This window comes from Pseudanabaena cinerea FACHB-1277, assembly GCF_014696345.1.
GTDB classification, from domain to species: domain Bacteria; phylum Cyanobacteriota; class Cyanobacteriia; order Pseudanabaenales; family Pseudanabaenaceae; genus Pseudanabaena; species Pseudanabaena cinerea.
On record NZ_JACJPY010000007.1, the window covers coordinates 34,346 to 54,453 of the forward strand.

A 20,108-nucleotide genomic window follows, 5' to 3' on the forward strand; every position below is an offset into this window, starting at 1 on the left:
TAAAGTGTAAGTAAGCATTTTGGGCAGAACCTAAATAATATCCAGATAAATCTCATATTAAATAAAGATAACTTCCAATGTACGGCACTTTAAAAATAGTTTGGTCAGTAGTAGCAGCTTGCTTAGTGGTATTGATCCTGTTGCATAGTCCCAAAAGCGATGGTTTAGGTGGTTTTAGCGGTCAGGCTCAGCTTTTTTCGAGTACAAAAAGTGCTGAAACTGCTCTAAATAGAGTCACTTGGTTTCTGACCGTGCTGTTTTTGGGCTTGACCATTGTGCTTAGTGGTGGCTGGTTTGCTGCTCCTGTGGTTACTAGCCCTGCACAGGTTGTGCCTGCGACTCCATCCACGCCTAATGCTGCCCCAATCCCTCTTGATTTGCCTTCACCGACAGCCCCAACGGTAACACCAGAAGCCCCTTAATCATATATTTTACTCATTTATTGCTCACAAATTAAGATCACTGAAAACGTTATAACTGTTGTCTCATGGAGTCAATTTTTTCTACACAGGGAATCATGGTAATGCTCTTAGGAGCCTATGCCGTTGCGATGTGGATGTTCCTCACGAGCGCTCCTAAGGTGCATACAATTATGGTGTCTGATCTTGATCAAGCCAGATATTTCTATGAGGGTCAGTTAAAGTTGCCGATCGCTGATGTGCCTCTGCACTATTACTATGGCTATGAGTACGGTATGGCGGCTCCTGCCGATCCGATATATGTACCTGTGGATATGCGCCGCAATCGTTCATCAGAACAGTATTCGGCGGATATGGAGGGAGCTTGGTATCAATTAAAGAAAAATGTACAGTTGCATATTGTGCCAGGGGCAAATGTGATTGAGCAGAATCGAGGGCGACATATTTGCTTTAATCGTGATTGTGTGGAACAAGTTTTATTGCAAATTCAAATCAAAGGAATCAAGCACAAAATTCGTAATGAAAAACCTCTGAATTTTTTAGTGCGTGATCCCGATGGTCAAGTGATTGAAATTGCGGAAGTAATTAGTTGAAAATACTAGGATTGATGCATTGGTTTTGCATATTCTTAGATTTGCTGTGTTTCTAGGACTTGCATTCTTGATAGAGGCGCTTAAACTTTTGTTGCTGCGTATTGTGATCGACGATAGGACGCGCATATTGACGGCGATCGCATTGGTGCGGTGGGATATTGCCGCTCAATAGTTCTGCCGTGGTTAAGCCCCTGAGTTCGGGCAGCCATTGCAGAATATATTCACCTTCGGGATCGTATTTCCTTGCCTGTGACGCAGGATTAAAAATTCTTAAGGGTTTGGGGTCCATGCCACTAGAAGCGCTCCATTGCCAGCCGCCATTGTTTGCTGCTAAGTCACCATCCAGCAATTTCTGCATAAAATAGCGCTCTCCCCATTGCCAATTGATCAGCAAATCCTTGGTCAAAAAACTCGCCACAATCATACGACAGCGATTGTGCATCCAACCTGTTTGATTAAGCTGACGCATCGCCGCATCAACAATGGGATAGCCTGTGCGCCCCTCACACCATGCTTCAAACTTCTCTTCATCCTCCTCCCAAGGAAAGTTTTGCATCTGGGGGCGGTATGCTCCTGTTGCCAATTCGGGAAAGTAAAAGAGAACGTGCTGATAGAACTCACGCCATGCTAGTTCCTGTTTCCATGTGGTCACGCCTTGCTGATCCTCTTCACTGCGGATTAACTGCTCTGAGGCGATCGCTGCTGCCCATACCCGCCTAATGCCCACCGTGCCGAACCGCAAATGAGGGCTTAGTCCTGAAGTGCCGACATGGGCAGGCAAGTCCCGTTCTGTTTGATAGCGCAGAATGTTATTACTATCGCAAAACTTGGTTAATAGCTCTAAAGCCGCCGCTTCGCCAAATTTGGGTAAGGTGATGTCATTAATAAATTTTAATTCCCGTAAACTTGGCAAAGGAATAGTAGGTAGATTTTCATGGTGATCTAATCCTTTAATCTGCTTAGGCGCATCTAGGGGCGTAGATTTGGGCTTGCTCTGCCAATTGCGCCAAAATGGAGTATAGACTTTGTAAGGTTCCCCTGCTTGGGTGGCGATCGCGTCGGGAGCGATTAAACCAATATCAATAAAACTCTGGACTTTAATTCCCAATGTCTGTAAAGCTTCCTTAGCATCGCGATCGCGCTTGATGGCAAAGGGTTCTACATCCTGATTAAAAAATACATGGGTGGCATTAATTGATTTCGCTAATTCGCAAATGGAACTAACGGGCTGACCATACATAAATAGCAAATCGCTACCTAAGCGGCGATAGTTGGCTTGCAACTCCCGCAAACATCCCAACATAAAATCAACCTTACTTCCCTCCGTCACACCATCATCGAGAATATCAGGATCGAAGATAAATAACCCAACCACACGACCGTGATCGCCCACCTCTGCGATCGCCTCATGCAGTGCAGGATTATCATCTATGCGTAAATCACGCCGATGCCAAACTAGAGCGATCTCATTTTGAGAATTATTGATGGACATAGGAATTAGATTTAATATTTTTTAATGACAGGGATAGGTGATGCAAAGCGCTGACTATACCTATGATAATCAACAAGAATAGGGCGAATACAAAGTTATTCCTGAATCTACATCAAAGGCGTAGAGACGATGCAGATCTAAACGCCAAAAGGTGCGATCGCCGATTTGCCAATTTTTTTCTAGCCCTATATCCGCAGATACCCGCGCTTGTACCGCCGCCGATGCTAACTTTAATAGAACAATGGTTTCAGAACCGAGTGCCTCCACCAGTTCGATCGCTGCCTCAAAATTAGCATTCTCTGCATTTGTTGGTTGCAAATCTTCGGCACGGAAGCCGAGAATAATGGAACGATTAATGCCTACCGCCTCACGAAATTGGCTAGGTAAAGTCGCGATCGCTTGCAAAAGATGAGAACCCTGCAAATTACCATCGCCATCAATTTGCATCGGCAAAAAGTTCATCGGCGGCGCACCCATAAACCCCGCCACAAACTGATTAGCAGGATTGCGATAAATATTGAGGGGCGTATCCACCTGCTGGATTTGTCCTTGATGGAGAACGGTAATGCGATCGCCCATAGTCATCGCTTCCACTTGGTCATGGGTGACATAGATGGTCGTCACCTGCAATTGCTTTTGTAACTGCACAATTTGCGATCGCGTATCACTGCGTAACTGAGCATCAAGATTTGATAGTGGCTCATCCATTAGAAATACTTGCGGATTACGGGCGATCGCCCGCCCTAGCGCCACCCGTTGTTTTTGTCCGCCTGAGAGTTCCTTGGGCTTGCGATCGAGTAAGTGGGCGATTTGCAATGACTCCGCCACCTGTCGCACCCTCAGATCAATTTCTTGGCGCTGTTTTTGAGACTTAGGCAACCAGCCAAGAAAACTATTGCCATTTTGAGGCGATCGCTGCCGCCTTAGCCCAAAGGCAATATTGTTATAAACCGTCATATGCGGGTAAAGGGCATAGCTTTGAAACACCATCGCGATATCCCTCACCTTGGGCGGCAAATGATTAATTTGGCGATCGCCCAAATAAATTGCACCTTCAGTAACCACCTCTAGCCCTGCAATCATGCGTAAAAGCGTACTTTTGCCACAACCAGAAGGTCCCACCAACACCATAAACTCGCGATCGCGCACCTCTAGATCAATATTTGCAAGTACAGCATGGTGATTGCCCTGAGCGCCAGAATTACTGCCAAATATTTTCGTCACACCACACAATCGCACTGGAGCCATCGCCAAACCCACTCAAAACTAAAAATCATGCACCACAATCTTACGCTACAGCGCTTGGTGCTGACTAAAACCCAGAAATATTTGACAATCAAAAATGTTTTGGGATGTATTTTGAAGGGGTTTTTGAGGGATGATCTCGTTCATGTTAAGGATTGTTACTTAGTTTTATGGAGATGAGACGCATCAAGCCACGATCTTTTATGTTCTATATGTCTTGAATGTTACACAAACACATATCAAGCACCTAAATGTTTTTATAAAATAACCAATTTTTAAGGAGAGCGAAATGACACTTGACGCTTTTTCTAGAGCTGTTGTTACGGCTGATGCAAGTACCTCTGTTGTAAGTGATATCAATGCACTTAAGGCATTCGTAGCCAGTGGCAACCGTCGTCTAGACGCAGTAAACGCGATCGCCAGCAATGCTAGCTGTGCAGTTTCTGATGCCATCGCAGGTATCGTTTGCGAAAACCAAGGCTTGATTCAAGCTGGTGGCAACCTATACCCTAACCGTCGCTTTGCTGCTTGCTTGCGTGACACCGAAATCATTCTTCGCTACGTTACCTACGCTTTGTTGGCTGGTGATTCTTCCGTATTAGATGATCGCGCTTTGAACGGCCTCAAAGAAACCTACTCCGCCCTTGGAGTCCCTACAACTTCCACCATCCGCGCAGTACAAATCCTCAAGGCGATCGCTGTTGCCCACATCCAAGGCACTAACACCGAAGCAAGAGCAGGATCTAAGTATCGCAAGAACGAAATGATTCTGGTAGAAGATCGTTGCGCCAGCATCGCTGCTGAAGCTGCTGGATACTTTGACCGCGTTATTGCAGCCCTTAGCTAGTTTTAGCTACAGCTAGCAAATTATTGAGCAATTTATCTTTTGCTAGTCGCTTCCAGACACCAACCCAAAGATAACCATATAAAAAAGAATCCAGTTTGGAGATTTAACAAATGAAATCCGTAGTTACCACAGTAATCGCTGCTGCTGATGCCGCAGGTCGTTTTCCTACCACCTCTGACCTAGAATCTGTACAGGGTTCAATCCAACGTGCTGCTGCTCGTTTAGAAGCTGCTGAAAAGCTCGCTAACAACATTGATGCAGTTGCTAAGGAAGCTTATGACGCTGCTATCAAGAAGTATCCTTACCTCAACGAAGCTGGTCAAGCCAACTCCAATGACACCTTCAAGGCAAAGTGCGCTCGTGACATCAAGCACTATATGCGCTTGATCCAATACAGCCTCGTTGTTGGCGGTACTGGTCCTTTGGATGAATGGGGCATTGCAGGTCAACGCGAAGTATATCGTGCTTTGGGCTTGCCCACTGCTCCTTATGTTGAAGCATTGAGCTATGCTCGTAACCGTGGTTGCTCTCCTCGTGACTTGTCTCCTCAAGCTTTGACCGAGTACAACGCATTGCTCGACTACGCAATCAACTCCTTGTCCTAATTGCATCAAATCGCCAAAAAGCTAAGCTCTTTGGTGATTCGGCAAGCCTTTAAATAGTCTGAAATATAGGCTTTGCCTATATTTCTAAAAAAGAAGAGATAAGCCTTATAGGTTTATTTCTTCTTTTTTTATGCTAGAAAAACTATGTAGTACAAGACTAAATACCATGCAACAAACCTTTGAATTAGATGGCGAATACATTACTCTCTGCAATCTGCTTAAGGTTTGCGGCATTACAGACACGGGGGGAATTGCTAAATTAATGATTGCTGATGGATGGATTAAGGTCGATGGTCAGGTCGAATTGCGTAAAGCTTGCAAAATTCGTGCAGGTCAAATCATAAGCGGGGATGATTTTGCGATCGCGGTTATCTCCAGCCCCTTGCCAGCACCCCAATCATAGTTTTGAAAGCAATAATTTTGAAAATGTTGCCAAGCAGAGCTTTCAAAATCTTCCTTATTCAGCAATTAGGCTAATTGCCTGTATCCATCGGAAATGCTTTGCTGTTAACAATCAGTTAAATTTATTAAGCAATTGGGGTAAGCTAATTTCATGGTTAACCCAGTTAAATCCCTACAATTATCTTTGCAATGGCGGCTTAAAAATTTACCTTTAAGAGTAGTACTTGTTGTTCCATTTGTGGTGCAAATTTGTGTTGCTGTGGCGGTTGTGGGGGGCATATCTTTTCGCAATGGGCAGCAGGCAGTTGGCGATTTGGCAAATCGTCTTAGCAGCGAAATTAGCGATCACGTTAGCGATCGCCTCAGTGAATATCTCCAGACCCCCAAGGAAATTAACCAACTCAACGTTGATGCTGTGGAGTTAGGGATTTTGAACTTAAAGGATCTTTCAATTACTGGACATTGGTTTTGGAAGCAAATCAAACTCTATAATGTGGGCTATATTAATTTTGCCTTTGATAATCAGGAATTTGTTGGTGTAGAACGTCAAGATGATGGCAAGTTCCTGATTAATGAAACGACTCTAGCAAGAGGCTTGCATAAAACGGCGGTATTCTCAACCGATGAGTTGGGTAATCGTCAAAACTTAGAAGACGTTGTTGTTGGCACTGAAGATGTCAGACAGGAGGCTTGGTATGCCGATGCAGTTAAGGCTGGTAAGCCAACATGGACAAGAATCTATCAATGGGTGGATCAGCCTGATGTTCTGTCAATTTCCCATAGTTATCCTCTTTACGATCTTGATCGCAGGTTAATTGGGGTCTTGGGTGTCGATCACATTCTCACACAGATCAATGAATTTCTCCGCAAAATCAATCCAGATCCTGCGGCACGCATTTTTATTATTGAGCGTTCTGGATTAGTAGTGGGTACTTCTAGCAGTGAGCGCACATTTAGCATTATTAATGGCAAGCCCCAGCGCTTAAATATTCTCAATAGCAGAGACCAAATTTCTAAAGATATTGCTAGATATTTGACTAGCCAATTTGGCAGTTTTGATTCTATTACTGGTACTGAGGAGTTAGAGGTTGATTTAAGCATTGGCAAACAATTTATCCAAGTTCAATCTTGGCGTGATCCTGATGGTTTAGATTGGTTAATTGTGGTAATTTTGCCTGAATCTGCTTTTATGGAACGCATCTATGATCGCAACCGTATTACCATTTTATTTAGTGTTGCGGCTCTGGCGATTTCGATTTTGATTGGCATGATCACTTCCCGTTCAATTACCTCACCTTTGCTGAACCTCAGTGGCGCTTCTCAGGCGATCGCCAATGGAGAGCTTGACTCACGAGTGATGGTGAGAGGTACTAGTGAAATCAAGGTTTTATCAAAATCCTTTAACCGCATGGCAGAAATGTTGACAGAATCCTTTAACCGCTTAGAGAAAGCTAACGCAGAACTAGAATTAAGGGTGCAACAACGAACTAGTGAATTAGCCGATTCACAACTCTCATTGCAACGTAATAATTTCCTGCTGCTTAGACGTGAACAGCAAATGCGTAAACAGCAACAGGTATTAATTGAAATTACCAAAAATAAGTCTCTCAATCTTGGCGATTTTATGTTGGCAGTCCAAGATATTACTGAGTCAGCTAGCCAAACTTTGGATGTTGAGAGGGTAAGCATTTGGCTATTTGATGCTAGTAAAACAAGTCTCAATTGTCTTGATCTTTATGTGCGAAGTGAAAATTTGCACACTGAAGCGGAAATGTTGAATGCGGAAAATATGCCTGTTTTTTTTAATGAACTTCAAAACAAAAAAGGCTTTGTTGTAGAGGATTTGCAGGAAGAGCCTTATCTAGCCGAGATTGAACGTATTTATTTTCGTCCCATGGGCATTGTTTCGGTGGTTGTTTCATCCTTTGATATTAGAGGCGATTTGATGGGGCTGCTTATGTTGGAACATACTGGGGTTGAGCGCCTATGGCTAATTGAAGAAATTGGCTTTGTGAGTTCTTTGGCAGATTTATTAACTTTGGGCATGGAGGCACAGGAGCGTCGTCGTGCTGAGGAAGGTTTACGCATTGAGCAAATCCGTTCTGAGCGGCTCCTGCTCAACGTTTTACCAAAGGTGATCGCCGATCGCCTCAAATCATCTACCATCTACAACGCAAAGTCTTCAGTCAATAAACTTTGGAACGCTAATTCGCAATTGCACCGCAATAGCAAAATTATTGCCGATACTTTTGATGAGGTTTCCGTTCTTTTTGCTGATATTGTTAGTTTTACGGAGTTTGCTAGTTTAGTATCTGCGGCTGATCTTGTGGATATGTTGAATGCCATTTTTTCAGAGTTCGATCGCCTTGTTGATCAATATGAATTAGAGAAAATTAAGACTATTGGGGACTCTTATATGGTGGTGGGCGGACTGCCTTTACCACGCCCTGATCATGCTCAGGCGATCGCGAATATAGCCCTAGAAATGCTCAAAGTCATCAATAGGTTTAAGCGTCCTGATGGCAAAACCTTTCAACTAAGGATTGGCATTCATACAGGGCAGGCGGTGGCGGGAGTGATTGGCAAAAAGAAGTTTATTTATGACCTTTGGGGTGACACAGTGAATATTGCCAGTCGTATGGAATCCAATGGTCTACCTGATTGTATTCAGGTCACAGATGTGACTTATCAAATTCTCAAGGATCAGTATCTGTTTGAGCAGCGTGGTTCAATTCATGTCAAGGGAAAAGGAGAGATGATTACCTATTGGCTAACAGGAAAGCATCTTTAGCAGAAGGCTCTAAAAACATCTATAATTTTATAAGTAGCTCACCATAATTCAAAACTAAAATTAGAGGTTGTCTCGCCCACGGAGTATGCGGGAAGGCTTTCTCGTTTTTTAGTTTTCTGATGCCTAGCTACTGATAGATAGTAAGCATAAACCTTGAAGCGTGGGAGTTTTGATGTCTGAATCTTTATTTGAGCAAGCTAGTAAACGTTTAGCGGATGCGATCGCCCATGTGGATATTTCTGAGGAGGCGATCGAGTGTCTCAAGTTTCCCAAGGCAAGCTTGCAGGTATCTATTCCTGTGCGGATGGATGACGGTAGTTTGCAGGTATTTCAAGGCTATCGCGTTCGCTATAATGATCTGCGCGGTCCCACTAAAGGTGGGATTAGATTCCATCCTGATGTAAATATGGATGAGGTAAAGTCTTTAGCATTTTGGATGACTTTTAAATGTGCGGCGGTTAGTCTTCCATTTGGTGGGGCAAAAGGTGGGGTCGCCGTTGACCCAAAGCAGCTTTCAAAATTTGAATTGGAGCGTCTTAGTCGTGGTTATATCAATGCGATCGCTGATTTTATTGGCGCTGATGTCGATATCCCCGCACCTGATGTGCAGACTAATGCCACGATTATTGGTTGGATGATTAATGAGTATAGCAATATTCAACGGAAGCTATGTCCTGCTGCGATTACGGGTAAGCCTTTGGCAATGGGTGGTAGCCTTGGGCGTGAGTCGGCAACGGGGATGGGTGCTTTTTTTGCGATCGAGACATTGATGCCATTGCTAGGCATGGATCGCCACCAAACCACGGTCGCTGTGCAGGGATTTGGGAATGTGGGTACTGCGATCGCCGATGCCTTGGGCAAGGCAGGCTATCGAGTGGTGGCAGTGAGCGATTCTAGGGGCGGTATCTATGCCAAACAAGGCTTGGACATACCGAGCATCATTCGTTACAAACAGTCTACACGCAATTTTCAGGCGGTCTATTGCCAAGATTCGGTGTGCAGTATTGTGGAACATGAAACTATTTCTAATCAAGACTTGTTGAAGTTAGATGTGGATATTCTCATTCCTGCGGCGCTCGAAAATCAAATTACAGAACATAATGCTACTGAGATTCGCGCTAAATACATTTTTGAAATTGCTAATGGACCTGTTACCCCTAGCGCTGATGCTATTCTGGAAAGAAGAGGCATTCAGGTTTTTCCCGATATCTTAATCAATGCAGGGGGCGTTACCGTCAGCTATTTTGAATGGGTGCAGAACCGTAGTGGTTTATATTGGACGCTCGAAGAGGTGAATGCGCGACTCAAGCAGAGCATGGTTAATGAAACCTTGAAGATTTGGCAGATTGCCCAACTAAAGCAAATTTCAATGCGAACGGCCGCCTATGTCCATGCGCTGACCCGTTTGAGTGAGGCGATCTCAGCTAAAAGTTAAACAAAGTTATCTGTAACCTGTTATAGTTGTGGTAGATGGGATGCAATTGTAGACGCGCAAATCTAAGCGATAAAAATCACTAAAAAGCCTTTAACTAATGCTTATACTGTCTTCTTATGTCTTGTTTGATAGGCATTTCAACCGCTTTTGTCAATTAGGTAAGCATCTGATCTAAGGGCTTTTAAAGTCAAAGATAGCCTAGGCATCTTTGGCTTTAGTGTAAATAGGCTCAATTTAGCCTAATACATAAATAAAAAATTAGGGGATAACTAACCATGATACTTGTTACAGTTGGCACTGAGCAGTATACATTCAATTCGTTAATGGATTGGATTGGATTATTGCTCAAGGAGGGGATTATCAATGAAGATGTATTCATTCAATATGGTGCTTCAACCAGGCTGCCTGATGATGTGAAAATTAGTAAAGTAGTTCCAGAGGCGCAATTTAAACAACTGGTGGCAAAGTCTAGTGCCGTGATCGCTCACTGTGGCGAAGGCAGTACTCTATTACTTGAAGAATTTGACAAGCCCTATATTCTTGTGCCGCGCACGGTCAGATTTCATGAACACGTTGATGATCACCAGATCGAATTAGCGGAGGATTTGGAAAATCAAGGGGTACTAATTGCCCGATCGCCTGCGGACTTGGTGAAGTTTTTGAAGTTGATCACGATGCCGCGCAGTCCTCTTAGTTTTAACGAAGATCAAGAATTATGCAAATATTTAAGCGATCGCTACCCTAGTCAAAATTATCAAAAACTGCTTTTGGTCTGCTCGTCTGGGGGGCATTTTAAGGGAATGCAAGGGTTGAGCAAATATTGGCAAACTATTTCGCAACGCACTTGGATTACCTTCAAAACAGGGACAACACAGACGGAACTAATTACTGAGAGAGCTTTTTGGGCTTATAGTCCCACCAATCGCAACATCCCTAATTTTATTCGTAATTTATATTTAGCCATCAATGTATTAAGGAAAGAAAGACCGCAACTGGTGATCTCCACTGGCGCAGGTGTGGCGACTCCCTTTTTATTAGTGGCTAAATATTTGTTTCAAAGCAAAGTGATTTTCATTGAGTCAAAAACACGCATCCGTGATTTGAGTCTATCGGCAAAACTATTGCGATCGTGTAAGGCTTTGGACTTGTTGGTTGTGCGCTCTGAAGACATTGCTCGCCTCTATCCTGAAGCGGTATATATACCCACCAATACTGAGCATCAATCTTTGCTGTCTGGTTTGGAAGATGTGCAGATCACCAATTTTAATGACACAGTTATAATCAGTACAGGACATAACCTTTTCAATCCTGAGGCGCGCAAATTAAAGGAAGACTTTTGCCAGTTGTGCCAAGAGGAAGAAAGCTTTCGCAAGATCATCATCGATATGTCCCATACAGAGTTTATGGATAGCTCTGGGGTTGGTGCATTGGTATCTTGCTTGAAAACTTTGCGGCAAGCAGATATTCAAGCGGGTAAGTCGGAACCCACAGAAATGGTGCTTTGGAGTGTCAGCTCTCAGGTGTTGTCAATCCTCAAAATGACCAAGCTTGAGAATGTCTTTTATATTGAGCCAGCAAGTCGCACCAATCGTTTGCCAAGACGTAAAGATGAACGATCGCGCCGTAAGCCCCAGTCAATATCACGATTTTTGCATAGACTTTATGGATCTTTGATTGGTATGCCCATTCTCTGCGCGATCGCCTATGTAATGTACTTTTTCTATCCTGCGATCGAGCTAGATCCCTCTTTGCCAGTGCATCCATCGGTGCGTAGTTTTCCCAAACGGCTGATCGATATTTTCGGTGCTTTGATGGGGCTGAGTTTTACGGCAATTTTGTTTATCCCAATTGCGATCGCGATCAAACTGGAGAGCCGTGGATCGATTCTCTTTAAGCAAAAACGGGCAGGACTGATGAGCAAGCCCTTTGGGATTTGGAAATTTCGCTCTATGGTCAAAAATGCGGAAATGCTAAAGCAAAAAATTACCAATGAGATTGCTAATTCCACAGATGGCACACCTAAAAATAGTGATAGCGGTAAGTTTTTCAAAAACAGTAATGATCCTCGTGTTACCAGAGTTGGTAAATTCCTGCGTAAAACCAGTATTGATGAGTTTCCCCAATTTTGGAACATTCTTACAGGCGATATGAGTCTGATTGGTACAAGACCGCCAACCTTTGGGGAGGTGGGACAATATGAGCTAGAGAATGAATATACCGATGAAAAAATGACCGAATGGAGTCGCCTTGATGTCAAACCAGGTCTGAGTGGGGTCTGGCAAGTAAGCGGACGCTCGACAGTCAGAAGCTTTGAAGAAGTGATGGGTTTTGACCTCATCTACAAGCGCAATTGGAGTCTAAAATATGATTTATGGCTAATCTGGAAAACTATTGTAATGTTATTTGAACGAAACAATGGAGCAGTCTAGAGGATCGTATAGCTTGCATAAACAATGCAAAATTAGGTGGTTAAGTTTAGTTTTGCCGCCTAATTTGGGATGTTTAATCTTGGCAGCGATCGCTTTTACTAATGTTACTCATGTCCAGCCCTTAGCTGCATTCCCCCTATCCCCAGGCGATCGCATTCGCATCCTGATTCCTGAAGGCGAATTATTTAACGGCGTATATGAAGTAAATACCGATGGAACCATTGCTATTCCATATTTAGAGCCTTTGCCTGTAGTCGGCTTGGATCTGCCAGCCATCCGAGACTTGATTCAAATTCAACTGATTGAGAGGAAATATTTCCAACCACAATTCTTGCAGATTTCAGTATTGCCTCTGGCGCTTGCCCCGATCGCCGTAAATGTTTCGGGGGAAACCTTTCAAACGGGGCGAGTGCTGATCAATAATCGCAGTGCGGAGGTTCGCGCCCAGCAACTGACGCAATCTTCGGGGGACTATGCCCCTGACAGGTTTTTAACTTCGGCGCTACGGGGGGCGGGGGGCATTACGCCCAATGCCGACATCACCAAAATCAGCATCCTTCGCCAAAATAAGAAGCTGACCGTGGATTTGTCAGGGATCTTTACGGGTGAGCCTTTGGCAGATATTCCCCTGATCGCAGGGGATAGGATCATCGTTCCTAAAAGAGATACCATCGATCCGCGCATTGTCCGACCTTCCCAAATTACGCCCCCTGGGATTACGGTTTTTCTATCAAATTTAACCATACCTGCAAGTAGTAATGCTTCTTCCGCGATCGGCAAGGATTCTTCGAGTTTCCCCTATGGTTCGCGATTTTCGCAGGCGGTATTTGCTGCCAACTGTGTTGGCGGCACTGCACCCACCAACGTGCCGCGCCGTGCGGTGTTAGTACGAACTGATCGCCTTTCAGGGGAAACCACCGCTATTGATCGCTCCGTGGAAGATTTAATCCGTAATTCTAAGGATCAAATTACGAATCCCTTCCTAATGCCACAGGATAGCGTCGCCTGTTATGACTCCACCGTAACGGAAGTTAGGGGTGTTTTAAATTTTGTGGGGGATATTCTCAATCCGATCAAATTGATCAAAGATATTTTTGGTGGGAGCAGTCAATGAGTAAGGAACTACCCCCCGAAACTATTGATCTTAAAGCACCTAAGCGATCGCCAAGTTTTGGGTGGTGGCGCTATGTGGCGATCGGATTAGTGCTGAATGCGGTGATCTGGGGAGGAGCATTAACTTATCTCAAAAGGACAAAGCCTAAATTTGTGAGCAAAATGGCAATCATTCTGCCTGGAGGCAATGTAGGGGCAAATGTGAACTTACCAAGCATTGGGCAAGCTTCCTCTTCGAGTACTTCGGCTTCAGGCGGATCTTCCCTCGATCCTCGTGCCAATTATCAATATATTCTCAATGATGAGCCTGTATTGAGCGCGGCGGCGGCATCCTTAAATATCAAAACTTCAGAACTAGGCAAACCCAAAAGCAAATTAATCGATAATACTTCCATTTTGCAGGTGGAAATCGAAGGCCCTAGTGCCAAAGAAGCGCAGGAAAGGGGATTTGCCCTTTACAATACACTGATGCAAAAAGTAACGAAACTGCGTGAGGATGAAATTGCGCGGCGCGATGATGGCACACAGGCAACGCTGGACATGGCAAAGATTAAATTAGCAGAATCCCAAAAGAAATTGGCTGCTTATAAAAGTCGGTCGGGGCTGAGTACTAGCGATCAAGTGAAGGAAGTGGCGGTGAGTTTGGAGCAGTTACGAAAACAGAGGGCGGAAATGTTGGCGCAGGATATTTTGCTGAGCGATCGCCTTCAACAATTGTCGGACAATCTCGGTTTAAGTGTCGAAGAAGCCAGCGCCGCCTTTACTTTGCAATCCGATCCCATTTATCAACAAAATCTTAGGGATTTTAGTGAATCATCGGCGACTTTGACGACTTTAAGCTCTAAATGGGGCGAAAATCATCCCAATGTGGTCAAGGAAGCGGCTAGACAAAAGAATGCTGGTAAAGCGATTAGCGATCGCGCTAGTTTTTTATTAAAGCGCCCCTTGAGTTTACAAGATTTGGCAAGGATCAATTTAAATGCGATCGGGAGTGCGGGGAAAGAAGGTCTATATCGAGATTTGGTGGCTGTGCAAGCAGAACAGAGTGGCATCGCTGGGCAAGCTGAGGAATTGGGTCGCCAAATTGAGAACTTTGACGATCGCCTGCGGGACTTGACCCAAAAGCAATTGGAACTGGATCGTCTGCAACGGGATGCTCAGGTTGCCGAAGCGGTATTTGCCTCCTCCCTCGCCAAAATTGACCTGAGCAAGTCGGATATTTTTACCGCCTATCCCTTAGCCCAATTAGTCTCGCCCCCCAGCTTGGCAGATGAACCCGCCTCGCCACAACCAAAACTGGTAATGGCGGGAGCTTTTATCGGTTCGCTCTTGGTCAGTGCTGGCACATTTTTATTGTGGAAGCGTAAGTCAATGGCACAAAAACGTACACAGGAAGTGGAACTAGCGGAGGTGACGGAATTACCCACTTTACGGGCTATTCCCAACAGCGATCGCAGTAAAACAGGACAATCGCGATGAATATATTCAAATTTTTGCAAACTCCTGAACAGTTCAAGATCGAACCCGAAAATCTCGAAGAGAAATTGGTGTGGTATTCAATCGTCTGGACTTTTGGGATTTATTTTATCGGTGGGTTATATGTATTAGGTGCAATTTTGCCTTGGCTCCTATTTGGCATATTGTGTTGGCGTTGGTGGCAGCAAGATTCAGATACTCCATTAAAAGATCGGATTAGGATTCCCATTGGCATTTGGATGTGGATTGGGGGCATGGTGTTTATGCAGGTGTCGCTGATCATGGGACATCTGGACTATTACCTAGAGATGGGACAGATTATTAAATCATCCATTGGTTGGGCAAAGGGATGGGCAATCTTAGCGCTATTTCCGATGGCGGGATGCTTGCCAATTCGTCCCAAGCTGTTATATCGAGCAGCAGCTCTGGTTTGCACAATGGTGCTTTTGTTCTCTCCCATTTTCATTGCTGCTTACCATGCCAAATTACCCGCCAAACTATTTGTCTCTCCGTTGCAAGCGATCGGCGGGCCAGGTCCCGAATTTTTTGAATTCCGTCTCTATGAAATTGATCCAGGCGACAATACACCCCGTTGGCGACTATTTACACCTTGGGCTCCTGCACTCGGGTTTGTGGCAAATATTTATTTCTTTATGATTCTGCGTGAACCTTGCAAAAAATGGAAATACATGGGGATTGCAGGCTGCATCATGATGTGTCAAATTTCCAAATCCCGATTAGCCCTACTCTGTTTGCCTGTGGTCTGGATTTTGGTAGAGGTATTGTCAAGGATTTCACGACCGATCGCGTTAATGATTGCGGGGTTTATCGCTAGCACGGGAGGGGTGACTTTACCAATATTAATGGATGGATTAGAAAGCTTTTCTGAACAATTTGCCGCCGCCCGTAAGGATTCCTCACGAGTACGCGCCGCCCTTGGCAGAATTGCGATCTACCGATGGCAAACCGAAGCGCCAATTTGGGGACATGGCATTGTCGAGAGTGGTCCGCACATGGTGGAGTATATGCCCATCGGTTCCCATCACACTTGGTATGGACTGCTATTTGTCAAAGGCATCGTGGGCTTCGCGGCTCTAGCAGTACCGATGCTCTATAGCTTGGGGGATTTGCTGATTAAATCTCAGCGCAATGATACCGCCAAACTCGGCTTAACCATGTTGTTGGTGATCTTTCTCTATACCTTTGGCGAAAATCTGGAAATTTTAGCCTATCTATTTTGGCCGGGATTAATCGCGATCGGTATGGGATTTCTAGAACGTCCCAATGATGAGCAAATAGAAGCTAGCGAAGCTTTGCCATTAGAAACAATTCCCAAAATTAGTAATAAAAATAGTGAGGAGATTCCCCAATGACATCATCAATAAATTCTCTAGAACGTAAACCCAAAATTGTGCATCTACTCAGCGATCGCAATGTGGGTGGCATCAAAAGCACCAGTGGCAGCCTGACTAATTCCCGACTCAAAGAAAAATTTGAGTTTCTCTTTCTCTCCGAAAGCGAAGCCCTCGGCAATCTATCGACAATTAAACCTGATGTGGTCATTTGGCATGATCCTTGTTCTTGGCGATCGCTATGGCGATTATTAAAACTTAGGTTCGCGACTAAGTTACTCATCCATGAGCATCACTATGCTGAAAGCTTTGAACAGTGGAAAGTGCGATCGCCTTGGCGATTTCATTTGATGTTGCGGCTTGCCTATGGACTTGCCCATAAGGTTGTCGCAATTTCCCAAGGACAGCGAAAATGGATGCGATCGCACCACCTTGTCAATTCACGGAAACTTAGCACCATTCAGCAATGTCGTACTTTAGATGAATTTCTAACCTTACCACTTAAATCTATCGATACACCTCTGATTTTCGGAGCCTATGGTCGATTTGATCAGCAAAAGGGATTTGACACCTTACTGAGAGCGATGCAAAAAGTCCAAAATTCTCAAATCCAATTGCTAGTCGGTGGCTATGGAGAGCAGGAAGACTTGTTAAAATCCTTAGCTGGTGATGATCCGCGTATTCATTTCCTAGGTTCAATCTCTGATGTTCCATCTTTTCTCGCAAAATGTGATGTGATCATCATTCCTTCTAATTGGGAACCTTGGGGAAATGTTTGTTTAGAATCTAAGGCCGCAGCCAAAGCCGTAATCGTCTCGAAAGTAGATGGATTAACGGAACAGGTAAATGATTGCGGCGTACTAGTTCCTGCGAATAATCCTGAGGCTCTAGCCGCAGCGATCGATCAAGTCTGCATGAAGCCGCGATCGCAACTGGAAGCATGGGGCTTACAAGGTCGCATGGATGTGCAGAATGCTTGGGAAGAATATATGACGGCATGGGAGGCGCAGCTATCAGATTTATGCAACTAATAATTCAATTAATCCAGTCAGTAATTGGCTTCATTCAGAAAAAACTGGCAAATCGCTTTGCCCGTAATATCGGCTGGTTAGGCTTATCAGAAATTCTCATTCGCATCTCGCGCTTGGCTGCCACGGTGGTTTTAGCGCGATGGCTATCGGAATATGACTATGGTTTAGCGGCGCTAGTACTAACGACTAATGAATTTGTGAATGTATTCACGCGCAATGGCATTTTCGATAAGCTGATCCAAGCCAAAGAAGAGGATATTGAAGAACTATCCCAAACTGCCTATTACATTAATTGGTTTATTTGCGGTGGCTTATTTCTAATTCAATGTCTGGTTGCTTTGCCGATGTCATGGATTTATAAAGACAGCCAAGTAATCCTGCCGATCTGTGCGATGGGCTTGGTTTATTTAATGTTACCGATGGGACTGATCCAAGCAGCGCGATCGCAGCGTGAAAACCGCCTCCATGTATCGGCTTTAGCCAATGCGCTCCAGATTTCCACCGACAATATTTTGACGATGATTCTGGCTTGGCAAGGCTTCGGAATGTGGGCGATCGTCTTGCCGAAAGTAATCGTTGCCCCGATTTGGGTAATTGTGCATCGCTCCAATAATCCTTGGCGATCGACCAAATCCTTTACGCTCCATCGTTGGCAAGAGATTATCCATTTTGGGCGCAGTATTCTTGGTATCCAAATGCTGGCTACCCTCCGCAATAATCTCGATTATTTAATTGCAGGGCATTTCTTAGGAATTAAAGCCCTTGGTTTATATTATTTCGCCTTCAATGCAGGACTAGGGATTAGCCTTAGTTTCATTACCGCAGTTGATGCTGCGCTCTATCCGCACCTATGCGAAGCCAGAAGTGACCCTGCTCAATTTCGCGATCGCTATCTCCAGAGCTTCCAATCCATCACCAAAGTAATTATTCCCATTGTCTTAGCACAGGTATTACTTGCCCCGATTTATGTTCCTTTAGTATTTGGACAGAAATGGATTCCAGCAATTCCCATATTGATTCTCATTTGTCTATCGGCAATCCCACGTCCCTATGCCAATGCCGCATCTAAAGCACTTTGGGCGATGGACAAACCAAGTTGGGATTTAATTTGGAATGTGTTATTTACAATCATTTTTGCGATCGCTATTTGCATAGGTACAATCTGGCAAATTACAGGTGTCGCGGCGGCGGTGATGCTTATTCATTGGGGGGCAATTCCCATATTTGTATCATGGGTAAAGAAATACATCACTCAACCTAATTTAGAGGAACAATCCTGAGTTATATATCCGAATATTTATAGCGGTTTTCACCTTGGTACGGACAAGGTGAAAACCGAAGATAGAAAATATAGATTTACAGAATGTTCAAGCAACTTGCAAAAACATAGTTTTCAAAACCTAGCCTTATAGTCAAACATAGTCTTAAATATAGTCAAACAAGTCAAACATCATCTTAGTTTATCGCAACCATGACTAAAAGGTTTTTCTCGGCATTCTGTCTGGCTATGTTGACGGTCATAACCACAGTTTGGATTGTGGCTTGTCAACCTAGCACTACAGTCAATGAAGCTCCTAGTACAGGCGCGAATAGTCCCAGCACAAGCAACAATGCCGCAAGTGGTGGCGCAAAGGATACTCTGCGCCTAGGAGCATTGTTACCTGCAACGGGGGATCTTTCTTCCATTGGTGCGCCGATGGGCAAATCCATTGATTTTTTAGTGGAAACCGTCAACAAATGCGGTGGCGTATTGGGTAAGCCCATCACTTTTATCAAAGAAGACGATCGCACCGATCCGCCCGCAGGTGCTGAAGCAATGACTAAGTTAGTCAAGGTCGATAATGTGGGGGCTGTGATTGGCTCCTTTGCCAGTAGCGTATCCACCGCCGCCCTCGCGATCGCCGTCCCTAACAAGGTAGTGATGATTTCCCCAGGTAGTACTAGCCCCGTCTTTACCGAAAGGGCAAAAAAAGGCGAATTTAACGGCTACTGGTATCGCACTGCCCCCCCTGACACTTACCAAGCCACAGCCCTAGCCAACTTAGCTTACAAAAAAGGAGCGAGAAAGGTTGCCACCCTTGTGATCAACAATGATTATGGCGTGGGCTTCGAGAAAGCTTTTGTGGAATCCTTTGAAAAACTAGGCGGCACAATCACCAATAAAAACCGCCCCACCCGTTACGATCCTAAGGCAACCACCTTTGATGCAGAGGCAAAGAGTGCCTTTGGCGGCAAACCTGATGCAGTAGCGGCGATTCTCTATCCTGACTCTGGCGGTGCGGTGATCAAAACTGCCTTTGAACAGGGGCTAACCCAAGGCGTACAGATTTTATTGACCGATGGTGTCAAAACCGAAGAATTTCCTAAGCTCATTGGCAATACTCCCGATGGCAAATTGATCTTGGCAGGGGCGATCGGTACTGTCCCTGGTGCAAGTGGCAAGTCCCTCGATACTTTTACCAAGAGCTTTAAGGAAAAAACAGGACAGGAGCTAGGGGCTTTTGTACCGCACTCCTACGATGCTGCCGCCTTAGTGGCGATCGCTGCTGAAGCCGCCAAGGATGGCACTGGTGAAGCAATCAAAGGCAAAATTCGGGAAATCGCCAATGCCCCTGGGCAAGAAGTCAGTGATGTGTGCGAAGCCCTAAAACTGGTAAAAGATGGCAAAGACATCAACTATCAGGGAGCGAGTGGTGATGTTGATCTTGACGAACTCGGTGATGTCAAGGGCAACTATGACGTATGGCAAGTGCAGCCCGATGGCAAAATCACGGTTATCGATCAAGTCTCTTCGTAATGATATTTTGAAGCGGGCAAAGCCCGCTTCAAAATATATGTGCCTCTGAAAAACAGCAAGAAAAATTCATTAAAGCAATAA

Annotated in this window: 16 protein-coding genes; 14 read left to right on the top strand and 2 right to left on the bottom strand. The window is 44.6% G+C overall.

The window, feature by feature from the left end:
* Positions 1-77: 77 nt before the first annotated feature.
* Positions 78-422 (top strand): preprotein translocase subunit SecG, encoded by a 345-nt coding sequence (secG, locus tag H6F44_RS03870; RefSeq protein WP_190349637.1) that lies wholly within the window; start codon positions 78-80, stop codon positions 420-422.
* A 65-nt stretch (positions 423-487) separates the two neighbouring features.
* Positions 488-1,012, top strand: a complete 525-nt coding sequence (locus H6F44_RS03875) for a VOC family protein (RefSeq protein WP_190349638.1) — start codon at positions 488-490, stop codon at positions 1,010-1,012.
* A 52-nt stretch (positions 1,013-1,064) separates the two neighbouring features.
* Here H6F44_RS03875 and H6F44_RS03880 read toward each other — a convergent pair whose 3' ends face one another.
* Positions 1,065-2,504: a cryptochrome/photolyase family protein gene (locus H6F44_RS03880; protein WP_190349639.1), complete on the bottom strand. Its 1,440-nt coding sequence runs from the start codon at positions 2,502-2,504 to the stop codon at positions 1,065-1,067.
* Positions 2,505-2,573: 69 nt separating this feature from the next.
* Positions 2,574-3,752, bottom strand: coding sequence for an ABC transporter ATP-binding protein (locus H6F44_RS03885; protein WP_190349640.1), 1,179 nt, complete (start codon positions 3,750-3,752; stop codon positions 2,574-2,576).
* Positions 3,753-4,038: 286 nt separating this feature from the next.
* Between H6F44_RS03885 and cpeB the strand changes: the two genes are divergently transcribed.
* The 12 genes from cpeB (at position 4,039) to H6F44_RS03945 (ending at position 20,027) form a co-directional block, all read left to right on the top strand.
* Complete coding sequence (gene cpeB, locus H6F44_RS03890; protein ID WP_190349641.1) at positions 4,039-4,596, top strand: C-phycoerythrin subunit beta; 558 nt, start codon at positions 4,039-4,041, stop codon at positions 4,594-4,596.
* Between the two features lie 110 nt (positions 4,597-4,706).
* Entirely contained in the window at positions 4,707-5,201 is a 495-nt protein-coding gene (locus H6F44_RS03895) for a globin family protein (protein ID WP_190349642.1), read from the top strand.
* Positions 5,202-5,367: 166 nt separating this feature from the next.
* Positions 5,368-5,604, top strand: coding sequence for an RNA-binding S4 domain-containing protein (locus H6F44_RS03900; protein ID WP_190349643.1), 237 nt, complete (start codon positions 5,368-5,370; stop codon positions 5,602-5,604).
* Positions 5,605-5,754: 150 nt separating this feature from the next.
* Positions 5,755-8,394 (top strand): adenylate/guanylate cyclase domain-containing protein, encoded by a 2,640-nt coding sequence (locus tag H6F44_RS03905; RefSeq protein WP_190349644.1) that lies wholly within the window; start codon positions 5,755-5,757, stop codon positions 8,392-8,394.
* A 172-nt stretch (positions 8,395-8,566) separates the two neighbouring features.
* Positions 8,567-9,829 carry a Glu/Leu/Phe/Val family dehydrogenase gene (locus H6F44_RS03910; protein WP_190349645.1) on the top strand — a complete coding sequence of 421 codons (1,263 nt, stop codon included), beginning with the start codon at positions 8,567-8,569 and terminating at the stop codon, positions 9,827-9,829.
* A gap of 275 nt (positions 9,830-10,104) precedes the next feature.
* Positions 10,105-12,258: a sugar transferase gene (locus H6F44_RS23070; protein ID WP_190349646.1), complete on the top strand. Its 2,154-nt coding sequence runs from the start codon at positions 10,105-10,107 to the stop codon at positions 12,256-12,258.
* Between the two features lie 13 nt (positions 12,259-12,271).
* Positions 12,272-13,372 carry a polysaccharide biosynthesis/export family protein gene (locus tag H6F44_RS03920; protein WP_242016431.1) on the top strand — a complete coding sequence of 367 codons (1,101 nt, stop codon included), beginning with the start codon at positions 12,272-12,274 and terminating at the stop codon, positions 13,370-13,372.
* Positions 13,369-14,850 carry a GumC family protein gene (locus H6F44_RS03925; RefSeq protein WP_190349647.1) on the top strand — a complete coding sequence of 494 codons (1,482 nt, stop codon included), beginning with the start codon at positions 13,369-13,371 and terminating at the stop codon, positions 14,848-14,850. Before H6F44_RS03920 ends, H6F44_RS03925 begins: the two co-directional genes overlap by 4 nt.
* Positions 14,847-16,220, top strand: a complete 1,374-nt coding sequence (locus H6F44_RS03930) for an O-antigen ligase family protein (RefSeq protein ID WP_199301975.1) — start codon at positions 14,847-14,849, stop codon at positions 16,218-16,220. The genes H6F44_RS03925 and H6F44_RS03930 overlap by 4 nt, the downstream gene beginning before the upstream one ends.
* Positions 16,217-17,230, top strand: a complete 1,014-nt coding sequence (locus H6F44_RS03935; RefSeq protein WP_190349648.1) for a glycosyltransferase — start codon at positions 16,217-16,219, stop codon at positions 17,228-17,230. Before H6F44_RS03930 ends, H6F44_RS03935 begins: the two co-directional genes overlap by 4 nt.
* Positions 17,221-18,510 carry a lipopolysaccharide biosynthesis protein gene (locus tag H6F44_RS03940; RefSeq protein WP_190349649.1) on the top strand — a complete coding sequence of 430 codons (1,290 nt, stop codon included), beginning with the start codon at positions 17,221-17,223 and terminating at the stop codon, positions 18,508-18,510. Before H6F44_RS03935 ends, H6F44_RS03940 begins: the two co-directional genes overlap by 10 nt.
* 191 nt (positions 18,511-18,701) lie before the next feature.
* Positions 18,702-20,027 (top strand): ABC transporter substrate-binding protein, encoded by a 1,326-nt coding sequence (locus H6F44_RS03945; RefSeq protein ID WP_190349650.1) that lies wholly within the window; start codon positions 18,702-18,704, stop codon positions 20,025-20,027.
* Positions 20,028-20,108: the final 81 nt, after the last annotated feature.

Bases quoted from the DNA above. Each gene is read 5' to 3' on its own strand.
- H6F44_RS03895 (WP_190349642.1), top strand. From the start codon at position 4,707: ATGAAATCCGTAGTTACCACAGTAATCGCTGCTGCTGATGCCGCAGGT.
- H6F44_RS03880 (WP_190349639.1), bottom strand. From the start codon at position 2,504: ATGTCCATCAATAATTCTCAAAATGAGATCGCTCTAGTTTGGCATCGG.
- H6F44_RS03910 (WP_190349645.1), top strand. From the start codon at position 8,567: ATGTCTGAATCTTTATTTGAGCAAGCTAGTAAACGTTTAGCGGATGCG.
- H6F44_RS03945 (WP_190349650.1), top strand. From the start codon at position 18,702: ATGACTAAAAGGTTTTTCTCGGCATTCTGTCTGGCTATGTTGACGGTC.
- H6F44_RS03930 (WP_199301975.1), top strand. From the start codon at position 14,847: ATGAATATATTCAAATTTTTGCAAACTCCTGAACAGTTCAAGATCGAA.
- secG (WP_190349637.1), top strand. From the start codon at position 78: ATGTACGGCACTTTAAAAATAGTTTGGTCAGTAGTAGCAGCTTGCTTA.
- H6F44_RS03900 (WP_190349643.1), top strand. From the start codon at position 5,368: ATGCAACAAACCTTTGAATTAGATGGCGAATACATTACTCTCTGCAAT.
- cpeB (WP_190349641.1), top strand. From the start codon at position 4,039: ATGACACTTGACGCTTTTTCTAGAGCTGTTGTTACGGCTGATGCAAGT.
- H6F44_RS03885 (WP_190349640.1), bottom strand. From the start codon at position 3,752: ATGGCTCCAGTGCGATTGTGTGGTGTGACGAAAATATTTGGCAGTAAT.
- H6F44_RS03935 (WP_190349648.1), top strand. From the start codon at position 16,217: ATGACATCATCAATAAATTCTCTAGAACGTAAACCCAAAATTGTGCAT.
- H6F44_RS23070 (WP_190349646.1), top strand. From the start codon at position 10,105: ATGATACTTGTTACAGTTGGCACTGAGCAGTATACATTCAATTCGTTA.
- H6F44_RS03925 (WP_190349647.1), top strand. From the start codon at position 13,369: ATGAGTAAGGAACTACCCCCCGAAACTATTGATCTTAAAGCACCTAAG.
- H6F44_RS03940 (WP_190349649.1), top strand. From the start codon at position 17,221: ATGCAACTAATAATTCAATTAATCCAGTCAGTAATTGGCTTCATTCAG.
- H6F44_RS03905 (WP_190349644.1), top strand. From the start codon at position 5,755: ATGGTTAACCCAGTTAAATCCCTACAATTATCTTTGCAATGGCGGCTT.
- H6F44_RS03875 (WP_190349638.1), top strand. From the start codon at position 488: ATGGAGTCAATTTTTTCTACACAGGGAATCATGGTAATGCTCTTAGGA.